Source organism: Martinezella rhizogenes, from assembly GCF_007002745.1.
GTDB lineage: Bacteria > Pseudomonadota > Alphaproteobacteria > Rhizobiales > Rhizobiaceae > Agrobacterium > Agrobacterium cucumeris.
This window is the reverse complement of record NZ_SGNY01000002.1, coordinates 831,417-848,956: the sequence shown is the minus strand read 5'-3', so window position 1 is coordinate 848,956 and position 17,540 is coordinate 831,417. Positions and strand designations below refer to the sequence as shown.

Annotated in this window: 16 protein-coding genes; 11 read left to right on the top strand and 5 right to left on the bottom strand. The window is 59.4% G+C overall.

Annotation, left to right across the window (positions count from 1 at the left end):
- Positions 1 to 41: 41 nt before the first annotated feature.
- The 4 genes from EXN68_RS09825 (at position 42) to EXN68_RS09810 (ending at position 3,878) form a co-directional block, all read left to right on the top strand.
- Positions 42 to 680: a TetR/AcrR family transcriptional regulator gene (locus EXN68_RS09825; protein WP_161991271.1), complete on the top strand. Its 639-nt coding sequence runs from the start codon at positions 42 to 44 to the stop codon at positions 678 to 680.
- Between the two features lie 197 nt (positions 681 to 877).
- Positions 878 to 1,552 carry a response regulator transcription factor gene (locus EXN68_RS09820; protein ID WP_110756374.1) on the top strand — a complete coding sequence of 225 codons (675 nt, stop codon included), beginning with the start codon at positions 878 to 880 and terminating at the stop codon, positions 1,550 to 1,552.
- Positions 1,553 to 1,587: 35 nt separating this feature from the next.
- Positions 1,588 to 2,985 (top strand): sensor histidine kinase, encoded by a 1,398-nt coding sequence (locus EXN68_RS09815; protein WP_193559511.1) that lies wholly within the window; start codon positions 1,588 to 1,590, stop codon positions 2,983 to 2,985.
- 266 nt (positions 2,986 to 3,251) lie between these two features.
- Positions 3,252 to 3,878 (top strand): outer membrane protein, encoded by a 627-nt coding sequence (locus tag EXN68_RS09810; RefSeq protein WP_142840606.1) that lies wholly within the window; start codon positions 3,252 to 3,254, stop codon positions 3,876 to 3,878.
- 131 nt (positions 3,879 to 4,009) lie between these two features.
- Here the strand turns inward: EXN68_RS09810 and EXN68_RS09805 are convergent, their stop codons facing one another.
- Both EXN68_RS09805 and EXN68_RS09800 read right to left on the bottom strand, forming a co-directional pair.
- A complete protein-coding gene (locus EXN68_RS09805) occupies positions 4,010 to 4,399 on the bottom strand; it encodes a hypothetical protein (protein WP_142840605.1) in 390 nt (129 codons plus the stop codon).
- 99 nt (positions 4,400 to 4,498) lie between these two features.
- Positions 4,499 to 4,930: a MarR family winged helix-turn-helix transcriptional regulator gene (locus tag EXN68_RS09800; RefSeq protein WP_142840604.1), complete on the bottom strand. Its 432-nt coding sequence runs from the start codon at positions 4,928 to 4,930 to the stop codon at positions 4,499 to 4,501.
- A 206-nt stretch (positions 4,931 to 5,136) separates the two neighbouring features.
- Here EXN68_RS09800 and graD point away from each other — a divergent pair, with 206 nt between their 5' ends.
- The 7 genes from graD (at position 5,137) to EXN68_RS09765 (ending at position 11,788) form a co-directional block, all read left to right on the top strand.
- Positions 5,137 to 5,676, top strand: a complete 540-nt coding sequence (gene graD / locus EXN68_RS09795; protein ID WP_142840603.1) for an FADH(2)-dependent resorcinol hydroxylase reductase component — start codon at positions 5,137 to 5,139, stop codon at positions 5,674 to 5,676.
- A 52-nt stretch (positions 5,677 to 5,728) separates the two neighbouring features.
- Positions 5,729 to 6,958 (top strand): FADH(2)-dependent resorcinol hydroxylase oxygenase component, encoded by a 1,230-nt coding sequence (graA, locus tag EXN68_RS09790; RefSeq protein WP_142840602.1) that lies wholly within the window; start codon positions 5,729 to 5,731, stop codon positions 6,956 to 6,958.
- Positions 6,959 to 7,003: 45 nt separating this feature from the next.
- A complete protein-coding gene (gene tsdA, locus EXN68_RS09785) occupies positions 7,004 to 7,987 on the top strand; it encodes a gamma-resorcylate decarboxylase (RefSeq protein ID WP_142840601.1) in 984 nt (327 codons plus the stop codon).
- A gap of 3 nt (positions 7,988 to 7,990) precedes the next feature.
- Positions 7,991 to 9,046 carry a maleylacetate reductase gene (locus EXN68_RS09780; protein WP_142840600.1) on the top strand — a complete coding sequence of 352 codons (1,056 nt, stop codon included), beginning with the start codon at positions 7,991 to 7,993 and terminating at the stop codon, positions 9,044 to 9,046.
- 12 nt (positions 9,047 to 9,058) lie between these two features.
- Positions 9,059 to 9,949, top strand: coding sequence for a hydroxyquinol 1,2-dioxygenase (gene graB / locus EXN68_RS09775; protein WP_142840599.1), 891 nt, complete (start codon positions 9,059 to 9,061; stop codon positions 9,947 to 9,949).
- A complete protein-coding gene (locus EXN68_RS09770; protein WP_142840598.1) occupies positions 9,946 to 10,281 on the top strand; it encodes a YciI family protein in 336 nt (111 codons plus the stop codon). Before graB ends, EXN68_RS09770 begins: the two co-directional genes overlap by 4 nt.
- A gap of 220 nt (positions 10,282 to 10,501) precedes the next feature.
- Complete coding sequence (locus EXN68_RS09765; protein ID WP_161991270.1) at positions 10,502 to 11,788, top strand: MFS transporter; 1,287 nt, start codon at positions 10,502 to 10,504, stop codon at positions 11,786 to 11,788.
- A 45-nt stretch (positions 11,789 to 11,833) separates the two neighbouring features.
- Here EXN68_RS09765 and telA read toward each other — a convergent pair whose 3' ends face one another.
- The 3 genes from telA to mprF form a co-directional block, all read right to left on the bottom strand.
- Positions 11,834 to 13,162, bottom strand: a complete 1,329-nt coding sequence (gene telA, locus EXN68_RS09760; protein WP_142840597.1) for a telomere resolvase TelA — start codon at positions 13,160 to 13,162, stop codon at positions 11,834 to 11,836.
- A gap of 285 nt (positions 13,163 to 13,447) precedes the next feature.
- Positions 13,448 to 14,818 carry a virulence factor gene (locus EXN68_RS09755; protein ID WP_142840596.1) on the bottom strand — a complete coding sequence of 457 codons (1,371 nt, stop codon included), beginning with the start codon at positions 14,816 to 14,818 and terminating at the stop codon, positions 13,448 to 13,450.
- Entirely contained in the window at positions 14,815 to 17,415 is a 2,601-nt protein-coding gene (gene mprF, locus EXN68_RS09750) for a bifunctional lysylphosphatidylglycerol flippase/synthetase MprF (protein ID WP_142840595.1), read from the bottom strand. The genes EXN68_RS09755 and mprF overlap by 4 nt, the downstream gene beginning before the upstream one ends.
- Positions 17,416 to 17,540: the final 125 nt, after the last annotated feature.

The following is a 17,540-nucleotide window of genomic DNA, read 5'->3' as shown; positions in this document are numbered from 1 at the left end:
TTTGCCTTGTCGTGCAGGGACTGATTTGCTACGCAATTGTCATGGAAGCGACATTGAATGAAACCGGTTGGCGTGGATCGCAGGAGGGCTGGCTTGAGGCTGCCTACGAGGCGCTGCTGGAATCCGGGGTGGATTCCGTCAAGATCCTGCCTCTGGCGAAAAAGCTCAATCTCTCGCGCACCAGCTTCTACTGGTTCTTCAAGGACCGGGAGGAATTGCTGGCGGCGCTGTTATCCCGCTGGCGCGAGAAGAACACGGGAAGTATCCTCAGGCAATCGGAGGCCTATGCGGAAACCCTGGCCGAGGCGATGCTGAATGTTTTCGATTGCTGGCTGGATTCCTCGCTTTTTGACAGCAAATTCGAATTCGCGGTTCGCAGTTGGGCGCTGCAGTCCGATGATATTCTTGCCGAGCTTCGCAAAGCCGACCAGGTGAGAATGGAGGCGCTTTCGCGCATGTTCATGCGTTTCGGCCACCCTGAAAATACGGCAGACGTGCGCGCCCGCACCACTTATCTCGTGCAGATCGGTTACATTTCCATGCAGGTCGAGGAAGATGTGGCGGTGCGGATGGGAAGGATTGCGGACTATATCGCGATCTATACCGGCGAGGTGCCGCAGCAGCGCGAGCTTGACCGCTTTTATGCGAGACACGGATACAGGCCAAACCCCAAGGCCTGACGACTGTTTGCTGATCACAACATGCCCGGACGACACACGGGACAGCAATAAGTGGAGTCGCCAAAACACCTGCGATGCCAGTCGGATTATGTTGGTTGCGGTGCTACAAGAAGAAGGGCCGGCCCGCCTGCAATCTACCTGCAACCTTCACCGAACAGTGGTGAGGATGGCAAGAGTTCGTCTTTGGGGGAAAGTCATTGCGAATCCTGCTTCTTGAGGATGAACCCGAAATGGCGCGTGCGCTGCTCGAGGCCCTGCGCCGGCGTGATGTGCTTGCCGACCATGTCAGCACCATCAGCGATGCCGATGCCCTTGCGCGGGATGGCTCCTACGATGTGCTGGTTCTGGATCGCCGCCTGCCTGATGGCGAGGGACTGAGCCTCGTATCCTCGCTTCGCCGCCGGAAACATTCCGTACCGATATTGGTTCTGACGGCGCTTGGAAGCGTCGATCACCGGGTTGATGGGCTGGATGCGGGGGCGGATGACTATCTCGCCAAGCCTTTCGCAATCGAGGAATTGCTTGCCCGCCTAAGGGCCCTTCACAGGCGCGGCCCTTCGATTTCCGACAAATATACCAGCTTCGGAAATCTCAGTATCGATCCGAAAAGCAATGAAGTCAGTGTTGCGGGTTCCGTCCTCGAGCTGCGGCGTCGGGAATATCTGGCCCTTGAAGCGCTGATGCGGCGTCCGAACCGCATCGTGACACGGTCGAGCCTGATCGAAGCGGTTTATACGCTTGACGATGAGATCGAGTCCAATGCGCTCGATGCGCATATCTCGCGCATCCGTAAGAAGCTGGCGCAGGCGGAAGCGACGGTGGAGATAAGAGCCGTGCGCAATATCGGTTATCTCATCCGGGCAAAAACATGAGACCGGAGCGCAACCGATCCCTGCGATGGGGGCTGATGAAGCGCCTTTTCGCCTTGCAGGCATTTTTTCTCGTTCTTTTCGTCATTCTCCTCGTCGGCTGGATCTGGATCATCGATCCGCGGCTGGAAGGCGCCAATGAAGAGGCCGCGCGCATCATTGCGGAAAGCGTGACAAAGGATGGGCAGGGCCGGCCACAGGTGTCGGCGACACCCGATCTGGAGGCGCTGAAGCAGCGCTACCCCAATCTCTGGTTTGTCGTGCGGGACGCCGACGAAATCGTCCTGCAATATGGGGATGTCCCGGCACCTGCTCTGGAAGCGGTGTTTCCCCGGGGCATCGAAAGGGCGCGTCTGGAGGCCGGGGAAACAGTCCGGGCCACCATGGAAAACCGCGATACGCCGGCCGGGCGGCTGCAGTTCATTGCCGGGACGGAAAAAGGTTTCCCGAATGACGGCATCAGTCTGTGGATCAATGTGCAACTGGATCTCGAAAAGGATGCCGATGGTGCCATCCGCTGGCTGACCGTTCTGCCCGGCGTGGGCTTCATCATCCTTGTCGCCGTCGTGCCCATGCTGCTGTTGACGGGTATTGCGACATTGCTGGTGACGCCCCGTGCGGTTGGCCGTTCGCTGAGCGGTCTCATGGAAACGGTAGCCGAGGCACAATCGATCAATTTCGAAAACCGCTCCGCGCGGATCGATCGTTCGAAGGTGCCGAATGAAATCATTCCGCTGGTGGATGCTTTCAATGTTGCGCTCTCGAAACTGGACGAAGGCTATAATCGCCGCAACCGCTTTTTGGCCGATGCCGCCCATGAACTGAGGACGCCGATTGCGATTGCGCGCGTCCGGGCCGATCTTCTCCCCGATGACGAGCTGAGTCGGCAGCTGCGGGCAGATATCGACCGCCTCACCCGCGTCGCGCACCAGCTTCTCGAAATGCAGGCGGTGGGCGCGGTGGAACTGCCTGCCGAAGAGCAGGATCTGAACGTTCTCGTCGAACGCATCGCGACCGATCTTGCGCCGATTGCGATGGATGCCGGTTATGAGTTCGATTTCGAACCCAGCGAAGGAAAGGCTCTCTTCACGGTCCAGACCTCGATCATCGAGATGGCGGTCGTCAACCTCATTCGCAATGCCATCGATCATGGTGGCGGCAAAGGCGCAATCGTCATCCGGATTGGCGCAGCGGGAACCATAGATGTCTGTGACGAGGGACCGGGCATACCCGTTGCGGAACGCGAGCAGGTATTTGAACCGTTCCATCGCATCAATACGAACTCTTCCGGTGCCGGTCTGGGTCTCAACCTGGTCCAGAAGGCGGCGGAGCTTCATCGCGGCCGGGTTACGTTCCTCGACCTTGATCCCGGCTTTGGTGTTCGGCTGGAAATTCGATCGATAATTTTGCGCGATAAGGCTGTTACCGTTGTCTAGAAATATCAGGCATCAGGCTGCGCCGGCATGGGGAAATTTCTTACAATTTAGTTAAGGAATTTCATTTAACTATATTAAATTACTGGATTATTTTTCAATAAATTCGTTTCATGCAATCCAGACGTAATTCTCGTGGGGAAAATGACCGTATCTGCTGAGCCCATCCGCACAGGAGATCAACGGGAGCCGGTTTCCGGTTCTTCAACGCGAACGGAAACCCTGCAGCCGTCAGAGCATGGCGCATCGGTTTCGTCTGGAGTCATTTAATGTCGTTCATCGCAAAATCGCTTGTCACCGTAACGGCTGCCGTCATGGTCGCAACCAGTGCCTATTCGGCTGATCTTACCAACTATAATGCGCAGCAATTCGACTATGCCAATCCGCCGGCCTTTTCCTGGGGCGGGGCTTATGTCGGTGCCCATGGCGGCATCGCCTCCCCCAAATTTAATCCGCTGGCCAGCGGCCGGGGTCTGACGGGTGGCGTACAGGCCGGCTATAACTTCCAGTTCGGCTCCGGCGTTGTCGGCGCGGAACTGGAAGGATCCTATCTTGGAAACGAAGCACGCGTGCCGAACGGTCGGTTGAGAGAGCGCTTCCGGGGTGCGGCCAAGCTGAAGGCCGGTGTTGCGCTTGACCGCACGCTCGTTTACGGCACCGCCGGCCTGACCACGACGAAATTCAAGGATACGAATGGCGTTAACGGTCCCGATGGCTGGAAACAGGGCTATCTGCTGGGAGCAGGTCTGGAACAGAGCTTTGGTGGCGGTCTGTCGGCCAAGTTTGAATATAATTATGTGAGCACCGGAAATGTCACCACGACGACCTCGAGCGGGCGGTCAAAAACCGATGTGACCGATCATGTCATCAAGGCCGGCCTGAACTATCGTTTCTGAGCGGCCGATCCGATGACAGATTCCAGGGAGAGTTCAAAAGAATATCGCCGCTTTCAACATGGAAGCGGCGGTAAAACAGCGCATGGCGCGAAACGGGCGGGGCCGGGGGGAGATACGAAATCCCGAAACGATCATTCGCATTCAAGCGAAGGCTGCCGGAAGCTCGTCACATACCACTCGCTCCCGGAATTGCGGGTGTAGAATGTATAGAAACAATCGATGCGTTCGACATAACCCGGCGTTTCCGACACTTCGTAACGTTCGCCATGCCGGGTCGACCGCACTTCACCGCTGGATGATCCGGCAACGACCTGTGTCTTGTTCTTGCGCCACTGGTAAGCCTGCTGGCCGGGACCCATGCTGTAAATATTGTCCGGCGGTCCGTAGTCCAGCATCACGCTGGTAATAGGCGCGCCAATATAGCTTTTCATGACCGTCGAGGCGCAGGCGGTGAGCACGGCCGATACGGCGGCGATGAGGATGATCGCTGCCGGGACTGCAAGTGACGATCTGTCGGACATGGGAATTCCTTTCAGCTGCGGTGGATTTCCGCAGGGATAGGAACCGGTCATTGCAAGTACATTGCACGTAAAGATCGCAAGGCGAGCGGGGTGCCGGTGTCAGAGGCCGGCAATATTGCGGCCGATATGCCGCAGGATGCTCTTGAAAAGCTTTACCTCATTGGGATCGAGACCTTCGATCGCGGTTTTTTCGAACATCGCGGCGATGGGCATCAGCTCGTCGGCCAATTCCTTGCCTTTTGTCGTCAGCGTGATGCGCACGATGCGGGCATTGTCGGCCGGCCGCTCGCGGCTGACGAGGTTGCGCCGGACCATCAGCCCCACCAGCCGGGATAGCGTGGAAATCTCCACCGACACCATGTCCGAAAGCTCGGTCAGTGTCTTGCTCTCCTGCTGTCTCAGTGTCGCCAGCACGCGATACATCGGCAGAGTGATGTCATAGGAGGCCAGTCTCAGCGAAAAACGCTCGCCAAGCCGAACGCCCACCCAGTTGAGCAGGTAGGGTACCGAGTCGGTGAACTGATAAGACACGAAGCAAATCCCCGTTTGAGAACCATCTGCGCAGATGCTGATGTGCGCCTATCGGCTGTACCGGCACAATCCATCCGTTTCAATAGCTTCGCTCCAGAAGACCGGGGAATGCGCGGCTGCCTCGCCGTCTGAAATGACAAAAAACATTTGCGTTGACAAATGTTGCAAACGCAAATAAATAAGAATGCAGGATTTGGGAGGATCTCATGACATCAGCACTGTTCGGCCTGAGCAACCTTGCACCGGAAGGCGTCGGCCAGACTTTTCGCACGACGATGCGCCGTTTTCCGGCAACCGTGACGGTTATCACTGCCTGTGCTTCCGGCGATCAGCGTGATCATGGCATGACCGTAACGGCCGTCACGTCAGTCTCGATGGAGCCGCCCTCTCTTCTGGTTTGTCTGAACAATCGCACCTTGCTGCATGAATTGCTGCTGTGCCGGCCGGATTTCATCGTCAATGTGCTGACCCAGGATCAGATCGCGCTTTCGGATGCGTTCAGCGGCAAGGTCTCGCCGGAGGAGCGCTTCGGCAATGGTGACTGGCAGCGCCACGAAAACGGCGTCCTCTATTTGCCAACCGCCCATGCGGCCATCGCCTGCCGTCGGGTGGCTGCTATGCCCTATGGAACGCATACCGTGTTCATCGGGCAGGTGGTTTCGGCCGATGTTAGCGAGACGACGCGGCCGCTGCTTTACGAAAACGCCCAATATTGCGCCGCAAGTCCGGCAAGTCTGCCAGCCTGATATTTCCCGGCCTGTCAGCCACCGACCAAGTACCTTTCCGAAGGAGACAATCATGAACGATATGAGCCATGCGCCGCAACCGGCGCAAACGACCCCGCGTGTTCACCTCACCGGCCGCGTTGCTGGCATAGCCGATCTTTTCCGGGCGAGCGCCCGCCAGACGGAAGAGGCGCGGCGCGTTCCCGCCAGCCATATCGAGGCGCTGCGTGGTATCGGTTATTTCGACATCGTCAAACCCCGTGCCTTTGGCGGAAAGGGCGGTGAATTCGCTGAACTGGTCGAGGCCAATATCGAGCTTTCGGCTGCCTGTGCGTCGACGGGCTGGGTGGCTGGCCTGCTTTCCGCCCATCAATGGCTGCTGGCGATGTTTCCGGAAGAGGCGCAGGCCGACGTCTGGGGTGAAAACCCTGACGCGCTGCTATGTGGTTCCTACGCACCGGTGAAAATGGCTGACGTCGCCGAGGGCGGTTATCGCCTCAGCGGCAAATGGGCCTTCGCTTCGGGTTGCGAAAATGCGCAATGGTCGCTCTGCGCCGCCATTCTGCCGCCGCAGGGTGAGGGCAGGCCGGTTCCCGCTTTCCTGCTCGTTCCCGCCAGCCAATATGTCATTGAAGATACCTGGCATGTGGTGGGGCTGGCCGGCACCGGCTCCAAGACGCTGGTTCTCGATGATGTCTTCGTCCCCAAGCATCGGGTTCTGACCTTCCCGGACGCCACGAGCGGCAAGACGCCCGGCGGGCAATATTATGCCGGGGAAGGCCTGTTCAACATGCCGCTTCTGACCGGCATTCCTTCCTGTCTCGCGGCGGCCGGTGTTGGTGCGGCCAAGGGGGCGCTTGCGGCTTATGTCGACCATGTCGGTGGCCGGGTGACGCGCGGTGCGGTGGCCGGTGGCAATAACCGCATGGCCGAATTCCCGACCATTCAACTGCGCGTTGCCGAAGCGGCGGCAAGCGTGGATGCCGCCTGCGAAATCCTGCTGCGCGATGTGGCGCGCGCGCAGGTGCTGGCGCAGGCCCGGATCGAAGGTCGGGCGGAATTCAGCGTGGATGACCGTCTTTTGAGCCGTCGTGGCCAGGCCTTTGCGGTGTCGCTGGCGCTGCGCGCCGTGCAGGCGCTGAACGATTCCACCGGCGGCGTCGGGCTCGATCTTGCCAACCCCGTGCAGCGGGCCTGGCGCGATGCCAATGCGGTCGGCCGCCACATCAGCATGAACTGGGATGCCGTGGGCACGATGATCGGCCAGAGCATGCTCGGGCTGGAACCCAAGGGCCAGTATTGACCGCGCATCTGGCGGCACATGAACAGCAATTTCGGAGGAAACAACATGCAAGGCAAGGTCGCTCTCGAGGAGCATTTCGCAATCCCGGAAACCCTTCAGGATTCGGCCGGTTTCGTACCCGGTGACTACTGGAAGGAGCTGCAGCACCGCCTGCTCGACATTCAGGATACGCGCCTGAAGCTGATGGATGCGCATGGCATCGAAACCATGATCCTGTCGCTGAATGCGCCGGCGGTGCAGGCTATTCCGGACAAGAAGAAGGCGATCGAGATTGCGCGGCGCGCCAATGACGTGCTTGCCGAAGAATGCGCCAAGCGGCCGGATCGTTTCCTGGCTTTCGCCGCCCTGCCTTTGCAGGACCCGGATGCGGCGACGGAGGAACTTCAGCGCTGTGTCAACGATCTCGGTTTCGTCGGTGCGCTCGTCAACGGTTTCAGCCAGGAGGGCGACGGCCAGACGCCGCTTTATTACGACCTGCCGCAATATCGCTCCTTCTGGGGAGAGCTCGAGAAGCTCGACGTGCCGTTTTACCTGCATCCGCGCAATCCGCTGCCGCAGGATTCGCGCATCTATGACGGCCATCCCTGGCTGCTTGGGCCTACCTGGGCCTTTGCGCAGGAAACGGCTGTTCATGCGCTGCGTCTCATGGCGTCGGGCCTGTTTGACGAACATCCGCGCCTCAACATCATTCTTGGCCATATGGGCGAGGGCCTGCCTTACATGATGTGGCGCATCGACCACCGCAATGCCTGGGTGAAGCTGCCGCCGCGTTATCCGGCCAAGCGCCGTTTCGTGGATTATTTCAACGAGAATTTCCACATCACGACGTCGGGCAATTTCCGCACCCAGACGCTGATCGACGCCATTCTGGAAATCGGTGCCGACCGCATCCTGTTTTCCACCGACTGGCCATTCGAGAATATCGATCACGCCTCCGACTGGTTCAACGCGATGAGTATTGCGGAAGCCGATCGGGTGAAGATCGGCCGCACCAATGCCCGCCGCCTGTTCAAGCTCGACGGGGCCTGAGCCATGCAGCCCTTCGTCTACATGGCAGCTCCTGCCCGCATCGTCTTCGGAGCGGGCAGCTCGACGGGGGTGGCGGAGGAAATTCGCCGCCTTGGCCTGTCGCGGGCGCTGGTGCTTTCCACGCCACAGCAGAAGGGCGATGCGGAAGCGCTCGCCGCACGGCTCGGTCGTCTCGCGGTCGGTATCTTCTCCGAGGCTGCCATGCACACGCCGGTTGAGGTGACGAAGAGGGCGGTCGAAGACTACCGCGCCGCCAATGCGGATTGTGTCGTTGCGCTCGGCGGCGGCTCGACCACCGGTCTCGGCAAGGCGATTGCGCTGCGCACCGATGCGGCGCAGATCGTCATTCCAACCACCTATGCCGGTTCCGAGGTGACGCCCATTCTTGGCCAGACGGAAAACGGGGTGAAGACCACCATGCGCGGGCCGGAAATCCTGCCTGAGGTCGTGATCTACGATGCGGAACTGACGCTGGGGCTGCCTGTGGCTATCAGCATGACAAGCGGACTGAACGCCATGGCCCATGCGGCTGAGGCGCTCTATGCTGGGGACCGAAACCCCATCGCCAGCCTGATAGCGGTGGAGGGATTGCGGGCAATGGTCGAGGCGCTTCCCGGCGTGAAGGCCGATCCGAAGAATATTACGGCGCGCGAGACGGCACTTTATGGTGCGTGGCTGTGCGGCACGGTGCTCGGCGCCGTCGGCATGTCCCTGCATCACAAGCTTTGCCACACGCTGGGCGGTAGTCTCGATCTGTCGCATGCCGAAACCCATGCGGTGCTCTTGCCGCACACCGTTGCCTATGTGGAGCAGGCGGTGCCCGATCTGCTCGCGCCGCTCGCCGCACTTGTCGGCGGCAGAGCCGGGGCTGGGCTTCACGACTTTGCCGCCCGACTTGGCGCACCATCGAGCCTCGCAGCGCTTGGTGTGCAGCAGAGCGATCTCGACCCCATGGCCGAGCTTGCGACGGCCAATCCCTATTGGTGCCCGCGGCCAATCGAAAAAACCGCGATCCGCGACCTGTTGCAGCGCGCCTTTGACGGCGCGCGGCCGGAGTGATGGGAGGAAGACATGACGGATACGAAGATGACCAGCGATGATGGCTATTTCGTCGAGGAGCGTTCGGCGGAGACGGTGATTGCCCGTATGCGTGACTGTGACGATCCGCGCCTGAAGGAGATCATGGCCGTCGTCACCCGCAAGCTGCATGAGGCGGTGAAGGAAATCGAACCGACCGAGGAGGAATGGATGAAGGCTATCCATTTTCTCACCGAGGTCGGCCAGATCTGCAATGAATGGCGGCAGGAGTGGATCCTGTTTTCCGATATTCTCGGTGTTTCCATGCTGGTTGACGCCATCAATCACCGTAAGCCGAGCGGCGCGTCGGAATCCACCGTTCTCGGCCCTTTCCATGTGGCTGATGCGCCGGAAATGCCGATGGGCGCCAATATCTGCCTCGATGGCAAGGGCGAGGACATGGTGGTGACCGGCCGTATTCTCGATACTGAAGGCGCACCGGTTGCCGGCGCGCGCATCGATGTCTGGCAGGCCAATGATGAAGGTTTCTATGACGTGCAGCAGAAGGGTATTCAGCCCGACTTCAATCTGCGCGGTGTTTTCGTTACCGGCGAGGACGGGCGCTACTGGTTCCGGGCGACGAAGCCGAAATATTATCCGATCCCGGATGACGGCCCGGTCGGGCGATTGCTGCGGGCCATGGGGCGTCATCCCTACCGGCCGGCGCATCTGCATTATATCGTTTCGGCAGAAGGCTTTACTACGCTCGTCACGCATATTTTCGATCCGGATGATCCCTATATCCGTTCGGATGCAGTGTTCGGCGTGAAGGAGAGCCTGCTGGCCGATTTCCAACGGGTGGAGGATGCGGAAAAGGCCCGGCAACTGGATTTCATCGGCGAGTGGTTCTGGTCGGTGAACCATGATTTCGTGCTTGCCCGATGAGCACGGGCAACCAGACAGGTTTCTATGTTCGCTTTGCCGAAAGCGACCCCGCCGCCGCGGAGCAGCGGACGGCGCAGATGGACGCGCACAAGGCCTATTTGCGCAGTGAGGAGACCGCGCCCCTGGGGTTCAAAATTCTGGCATCCGGCCCCATGCAGGCGGAAAGCGGCGGGTCATCTGCCGCACTCGTCATTGCTGAAGCCCGTTGCATTGAAGATATGATTGCCTTCAGCGCTGCCGATCCGTTTGTCGTTCACGGCGTCTATAAGAGCGTTCGTATTCTGCACTGGACGCCAACACTATCGAGGATTTCCGGGCTGAAGCCTGACTGACATTTCCGTCGGGTCCTGGGGCCTGACAATCATCAATATTGCATTTGCAATTTTTGCAAATGCAATATTTAATCGGAGACGGGTGATATCGGCGATATGTGTCTTGACAGGAGCGGGACACATATCAGGGTGGAGCAGGCCGGGCACTCGCGGAGCTATCGCCAGGAACGGGAGACGCAATCCATTCCGGATAGCGCGTTCAGGCGTGAAAGGGAGGAAGATGTCCACGAATTATATGAGCGCCGCCTCGGTGCGGACGAAAAACCCGGCTGGCGTCATCGCGACATGTGGTCTGATGATCATGTTCGACGGATACGATCTGGTTGTTTACGGCGCGGTTGCGCCGGCGTTGTTGAAAGAGGGCGCTTGGGCGCTCAACCCTGCCATGGTCGGTCGCGCTGCGGCGCTGACGCTGGTGGGAATGCTGCTCGGCGCGCTGTTTGCCGGCACCATGGCGGACCGTATCGGCCGCCGCAAGGTCGTGCTCATCAGCCTTGCCGGGTTTTCATCGATGATGATTGCTTCGGCCATGACGCCGAACTTTCTGGCTTTTGAAATCACGCGCTTCCTTGCCGGTCTCGGCCTGGGCGCGCTTTTGCCGACAGTGACCGCGCTGGTGCTGGAATTCTCGCCGCCGCACCGCAGGGCGCAGGCCAATTCCCTGTCTTTCCTCGGCTATCTCATCGGCGGCATTATTTCCGGTCTGATGGGTATTCTCCTGCTGGAGAGCTATGGCTGGCGACCTTTGATGCTGATCGGTGGTCTGCCACTTGTTCTTCTGCCGATATTCATGCGGTTCCTGCCGGAATCGCCGGAATGGCTGGCAAGCAAAGGCCGGCAATCGGAGGCAGACGGCATTTGCGACAGCTACGGTCTGCAACGCATCGTGCCCCATGCGAAAATTCAAAAGGGTGGCGTCGGCGCGCTGTTTTCGGAAGGCCGGTTGCTTTCGACGCTGAATGCCTGGGGCATTCACTTCTGCTCGCTGCTTCTGACCTTCGGCATGGTCAACTGGCTGCCGACCATCATGAACAAGATGGGTTATGATATCAGCTCGGCGCTCAGCTTCTCGATCATGCTCAATGTCGGGGCCGCGATCGGCATCCTCATTGGCGGGCGGTTTGCCGATAAGGGCAACGTCAAGGTGGTCGTCGCGGTGCTATTTGCCATCGGTGCCGCCTCTATCTGGGCTTTGACGGTGAACAAGGGGCCGCTGCTCTATGTCTTCGTCGCGCTTGCCGGTGCCGGAACGATCGGAACCCAGATCCTTGCCAATGTTCTGGTCGGCCGGCTTTACCCTGTTCATATTCGCGGCACGGGCCTCGGCTTTTCGCTGGCGGTCGGCCGGCTCGGCGGCATCGCTGGCCCGATGATCGGCGGCCTCGTTTTGCAACGCGGTCTCGCGCCGGAATGGAATTTCTACATTTTCGGCTCGGTCGCGTTGACTGGTTTGTTGCTGACCGTGTTGACCCTGCTTTACCGCACATCGGGTGATGAGCGGGTTTGATGGTAGAAACGACGAGCCGCGGGACCGAAATCCGCGGCTCGCGCACTATGCCTTACGGGAAACCGGCGCAATGCTTTCCATTTGCTGCAATGTCCGCTCATTCGTGCGCTTGGCGCGGGCCAGCGCATCGTCGCGATCTTCGGGCAGCGTGTAGGTCATATAGGACAACGAGGTTTCAAGGTCGTTGTTGTTATGTCCGAGAATGGCAGCGAAATAGCTGTTCTTGGTGACGTGGGGCGGTGCGAAATTGTGATAGGCGACCTCGGCATAGAGGTGCCGCAGCCCATAGGGCTTGGGAAGCTCTTCCTTCGGCCAGAAATCCTCGAACAGGTTAAAAACCGTGTCCCGGAGCAGCAGACGGGTTTCTGACGAAAAATCGTCGATCGACATGCCGTGCCACAGTTTTCCCTGACCGCTTGCGCGCAGGCGTTCATAAGCGGAGAGAATGGTGGCGGAGCGGGCAAGAACCGGGATTTCGTAGGTGATCCCGAATTTCGTTCCTTCGCCCTGTTTCGTCTTGGCCTGGCCGTTGAACAGGATGCTCCATTTGGAAACGCCCTTGCCATAGGGGGCGGTGGAAAACTCGGCCTGGGTAAAGACCTCGTAAGGACGTCGTCCCGTCATGCCGATCAGGCCTATGCCGATCATCAGCGGATCGGCTGACTGCAGGCAATCGGCGCAGATCTTCAGAACCTGCCGGTAGTTTTCGAATGTGATCAGGGCGCCATGCTTGTTGGCGATCTTTTCCATCTTGACCTTGCGGGCGTCGTCATACATCGCGGCATCGCCGGTTGCGATCTTCAGCATCGGGTGATCATCACCGAAGGCTTCGCGGATCGCATTGCGGTACTTGGTGATGTAGGAGATGATCGTCGTCTGCGCCCGGTCCTTCATGATGCTGAGTTCAGCATTCCAGAGGGCCTGCATTTCCTCTTTTTTGGCCACGCCGTTCATTGCTGCAATGAAGTCCGCGATGCGCAGAAGAACCGTGGGCTTGCGGCCGGCGGTGTTGAATTCCGCCCGCTCGATTTTTTCGACGATGGATGTCGCCACGCCGGTTTTCGGATAGTCGGCCCGCTCGATATAGGTATTCAGCCGTTCGCGCAGTTTTTTCATGTTGCAGATGGCAAGCGGTGTGCTCTTTGGGCCGAACTCGGCCTTCAGCGCATACCGATATTTCATGATGTAGAGTTCGAGCGTCTTTTCAGTGCGGCCATTGTCGAAATGGTAGCGGACTTCAGCGTCCCACAGATCGCGGATTTTCTTGTTCCGCACAGCGTCGCTGCTTTTCATCGCTTCTCTGACGCCGGCGACGAACTGGTCGATGCGTTCCACGAGGACGGGTGTTTTTGTCTTGCGCTTTAAGGCGGGCATGCGGCGGCTCCCTGAACCGGTCCGAAAATATAAAATCCATGGTTGGCAATCAACAGAAGCATGGTTGAGGAAACGCCATGAACATTCGCCGCCGGCCGGGTTCTTTTGAATAATAATTTAATCGATTCCGCAAGCGTGGGTGGCGATCGAAGACGGGTTTCGAACTGCCGCCGGTCATTCAACCGGGGCTGAAGGCTGCGGGAGATGATGTTTCCGGGGAGGGAGCCTGCAAATTCATGTTCGGAGCTTCGGAAATTCTCCCGAAGCCCCTCAGGTCAAAATACTCTATTTGGGCAGGCGGGTCTTCAGCGATGTCACAATCCGCTTTGCGAGTGCCTCATAGTCTTCGTCGAAATGGTGGCCGCCTTCAATGGCGATGGTTTCCACACCCTTCGCCTTCAGGCCGGGGCAGGGGTCTTCATCCTCCTCCTCCGTGCCATATACGCACTGCACCAGCTTCGGATCGATCTTGGCGATGTCATCCACCGTCTTGCCGCCCTTGCCTTCGCCAGCCACGCCAAGCCAGCCCTGAACGGAGATTTCGAAATCCACTTCCGTCGACAGGCCCAGCAGCGAGAGCTGCACGACGTGGGATTTCGCGCGTTCCGGCAGAAGATTGTAGGTTGCAGGAATGATGTCGGCACCGAAGGAATAGCCGATCAGCACGACGTTGCGAACCTTCCACTGTTTGCGATAGGTGTCGATGATGCGGCCAAGGTCGCTTGCCACTTCCTGTGGCTGCTTTTCTTTCCAGAAATACCGCAGGGCATCGACGCCGATCACGGGAATGCCCTGTTTCTGCAGCGCACCGCCCACTTCCTCGTCGAGATCGCGCCAGCCGCCGTCGCCGGAATAGATCACCGCCATGGTGTCCATGACAGGGCTCGTTTCGAGAACCTTGATCGGCAGGCCGAGCGGGCTGTCGGTGTCGCCGGCGGCGTCGATCTGGTCGGACAGGGTCTGTGTCAGAATTTCGTCCGCCTTGTCCTCCACGTCAGTCACGTCGATATCGGGATGCAGCTTGACGAGTGCGTTGACGTGGTCGCGGCCCTTCTGGTCCGCAGCGGGCGTAAACAGCACGCTGACGGGCGCCGGCAGCGGACCGTCGGTCAGGCCATAGACCGTTTCGCCATCCACCTTGTCCTTGGTGGCGGGCGTGCAGAGTATCTTCTCGAGCGGCAGGCCCGCCTTGGGGTCGACGGCGATGGCGTCGCGGACGGTGGAGACCGGGCTTTGCGCGATCATTGCCAGCGCCAGCGTTCCGCCCTTGCCGATGCCGGCGAGAATGGGCTGGCGATAGCTGCTGGTGCCGGCGGTGCGCTGGATCTGCTGCGACAGCGACTCGATGTCCGAGATCATGTAGATACACTCGTCGTCATCGGCTTCGAGCGCCTTCAGATATTCCCTGAAGTCGATACCGACCACGGCGGCACCCTTTGCGACCAGCGCCTTGGCGCGGGTCTCGTCGGCGGCTGTCCAGCCGTCCGCGTCGGAAATCAGGAAGACGCTGGCGAGAATATCGCCGTCTGGTACCATGATGTGCTCGGCCGGGATCATGCCGGTCTCATAGGCTGGCTTGTCCTGCGCAAAAACGGAGGTAGAGGCGAACAGGGCGGAAGCGGCGATGACCGCCTTCATCATGGTGGATTTTCTCATTTTCCGATCACTCCTCTGACGCCGCCGCTGATCAGAACCGTTGCGTCCATCAGCGCCAGCGCGGCGTCTGCGCCGTTCTGAACGGCAAGGTAACGCGGTTCCCATTTCGGGTGGAACTTCGTCTTGAACGCACGAAGGCCCTTGAAGTTGTAGAAACGTTCGCCGTGTTCGAACAGCGTGCTGCCAATGCGATCCCAGACGGGCGCTGCATCGCGCTTCGACATGCCGGACATGGGCGCCATGCCGAGATTGAAGCTCTCATAACCCGCCTCACGCAGATATTGCATGATACTGACGAAGAGGAAATCCATCGCGCCGCGCGGCGCATCCGCCGAAAAGCGCATGAGATCGACGGTGGCTTCCTTTTTCGTTTCCGTCACCATCAGATTGGCAAAGGCGGTGATCTTTCCATCTTTGCGAAGAATGGCAACGGGCTGGGACAGGATGTAATCCGGTTCGAAAGCACCGAGCGAGAAGCGTTTTTCCCGCGTGTTGTGATGCGCAAGCCAGCCATCGGAGACCTGTTTCAATTCATCGAGAATATCCGGCACCTGCGATTGTTCGACAACCTCGAAGGTCAGCCCGTCGCGCGCGCCGCGGCTCAGCGACTGGCGAAGGGTGGCGAGCTTGCCGCCCTTCAGTTCGAATGCGGTGAGGTCGACCAGTGCCAGTTCGCCGAGCTTGAAGGCGCGCAGGCCAGCATCGGCGCAATGGGAGAGCAGGAAAGGCGAAATCTGATAAAAGGCGGCGCGTGCGCCCGCCGAACGGGCGGCTTCCACAAATTGCCAGACGAGATCGGGAAAATCCTCCTCGTCGCCAACCGGATCGGCAAAGGCAATCCAGGAACGGCCCTGAATGCCGTACATGATGAAGGCGTTGCCGCTCTCGGAGAACATCACGTGTTTGTCGCCCATGCGCACAAGGTTTGCGTCGGCGGCGTCCTGTTTCATGACGATGCCGGTTGCGTTTACCACGTCTTCGGGCTCGATCGCATCCGGCCTGTAGGCCACCGGCCGCATGAGGCTGAAGATGGCGATGGTGGATGAGGCGAGCACGAGACCGAGAAGGGCGCGCAAACCGCGCGGCGCTTCTTCGGAGAATTCGAACTGCCACCACAGGGTCTGACTGTAATCCGTATCGCGATAGACAAAGAGCAGGATGGTTGCCGCGCCGGCGACGATGACGGCCATGGCGGCGAGCCAGCTTGGCCCCAGCGCCTGCTTCACCAATGAGGCATGGCGGTTGAAGCTGCGCATATTGGCGGCGAGTGCGATGATGAAGACGCCGAGGATAGCGGCTTCAAAGACGGCGATGGCCTTGAGGATGGAGAGAACCAGCGCCAGCGAGGCGGCGACCAGCGCAATCCACCAGGCTCCATCAAGCCGCTGGCCGAGGCCACGTGAGGCGACGACGAGCACAAGGCCGAGAATGCTGGTGAGAAAATGCGCGGCTTCGATGATCGGCAGCGGCACGAAATTGGAAAGGAAATCCAGATTGCTGTCGGGCGTCGGCGTCACGCTCGAGAAGATCAGCATGGTACCGAGGATCATCGCGAAGGTGGATAGCAGCGGCGGTGCGAGCCGCACGGCAAGCTGGCTGATATCGGAGACGACAGGCTTTGCGGCGAACTGCTTCATCTCCGAGACCAGCATCACCAGAATGGCGACCACCAGCGGCAGGACGTGATAGATCACGCGGTATAGAACAAGGCTGCCGAGCAGCTGGTCGACGCTGATGGCGTTGCCAAGCCCTGCGACCATCACGGTTTCAAAGACGCCAAGACCGGCCGGCACATGGCTGAGGACGCCAAGGCCGACGGCAGTGGCGTAGATGGCGAAAAATGTCGGCCAGCCGAGATGCGTGTCGGGCAGCAGCACGTAAAGCACGGAAGCGGAGGCGGCGATATCGAAAGCCGAGACGAGGAACTGACGCGACGATGTGCGGCTGTCGGGAAGGCGAAGACGCCATGCGCCGAGACGGATCGTGCGGCCGTTGCGCCCGATATAGGCGGCAACCACGAGAACGGCGATGACGGCGAGCGCCGCCCCTCTGAGGATCAGCGCATCAACGCCGATAATGGCGGCGATGCGTGGTGCGACGATGAAGGTGGAGATGGCACTGACCGAAAGCAGGCCAAGCCCGAAGGACAGCGTGACAAAGGCGATGACGCGGGCGATTTCACCGGGCGACAGCCCAAGCCGCGAATAGGCGCGAAAGCGGATGGCGCCACCGCTCAAGGGGCCGAAACCGGCGGTATTGCCGATGGCATAAGCGGCAAAAGCTGTCGCCGCCATGGGCGGCAGCGGCAATTTGCGGCCGATATATTCGATCGCATTGGCGTCGTAGAGTATCAGTGCCAGAAAGCTGAGCGCCGTGAAGAAAATGGCAAGCAGAACCGCCGAAGCCGAGGTCTGCGTCAGCGCGTCGATGACGTCGTCATAACGCACCTCCGAGGTCAGGTGATAGATGGCGAAAGTCATCATCACGAAGACGAGCGTGATGGCGATCGCGGTCAGATAGGGGCGGTTTCGGGCAATGAAGCTTTCAACCGCGGATTCCGCGACATCGGTTTGTGTGATTTCGCTCTTGTCTGCCATTTGCTTTATCCAGCGCCCATTCCCAGCTTGGCGAACCACAGGAATGTGTCGCTAATTCGTTTCGGTTGAGGAAATGTGATTAGCAGAAAAGCATGAAGTGTCGATGTAGAGTTTGGCCCGCTCGT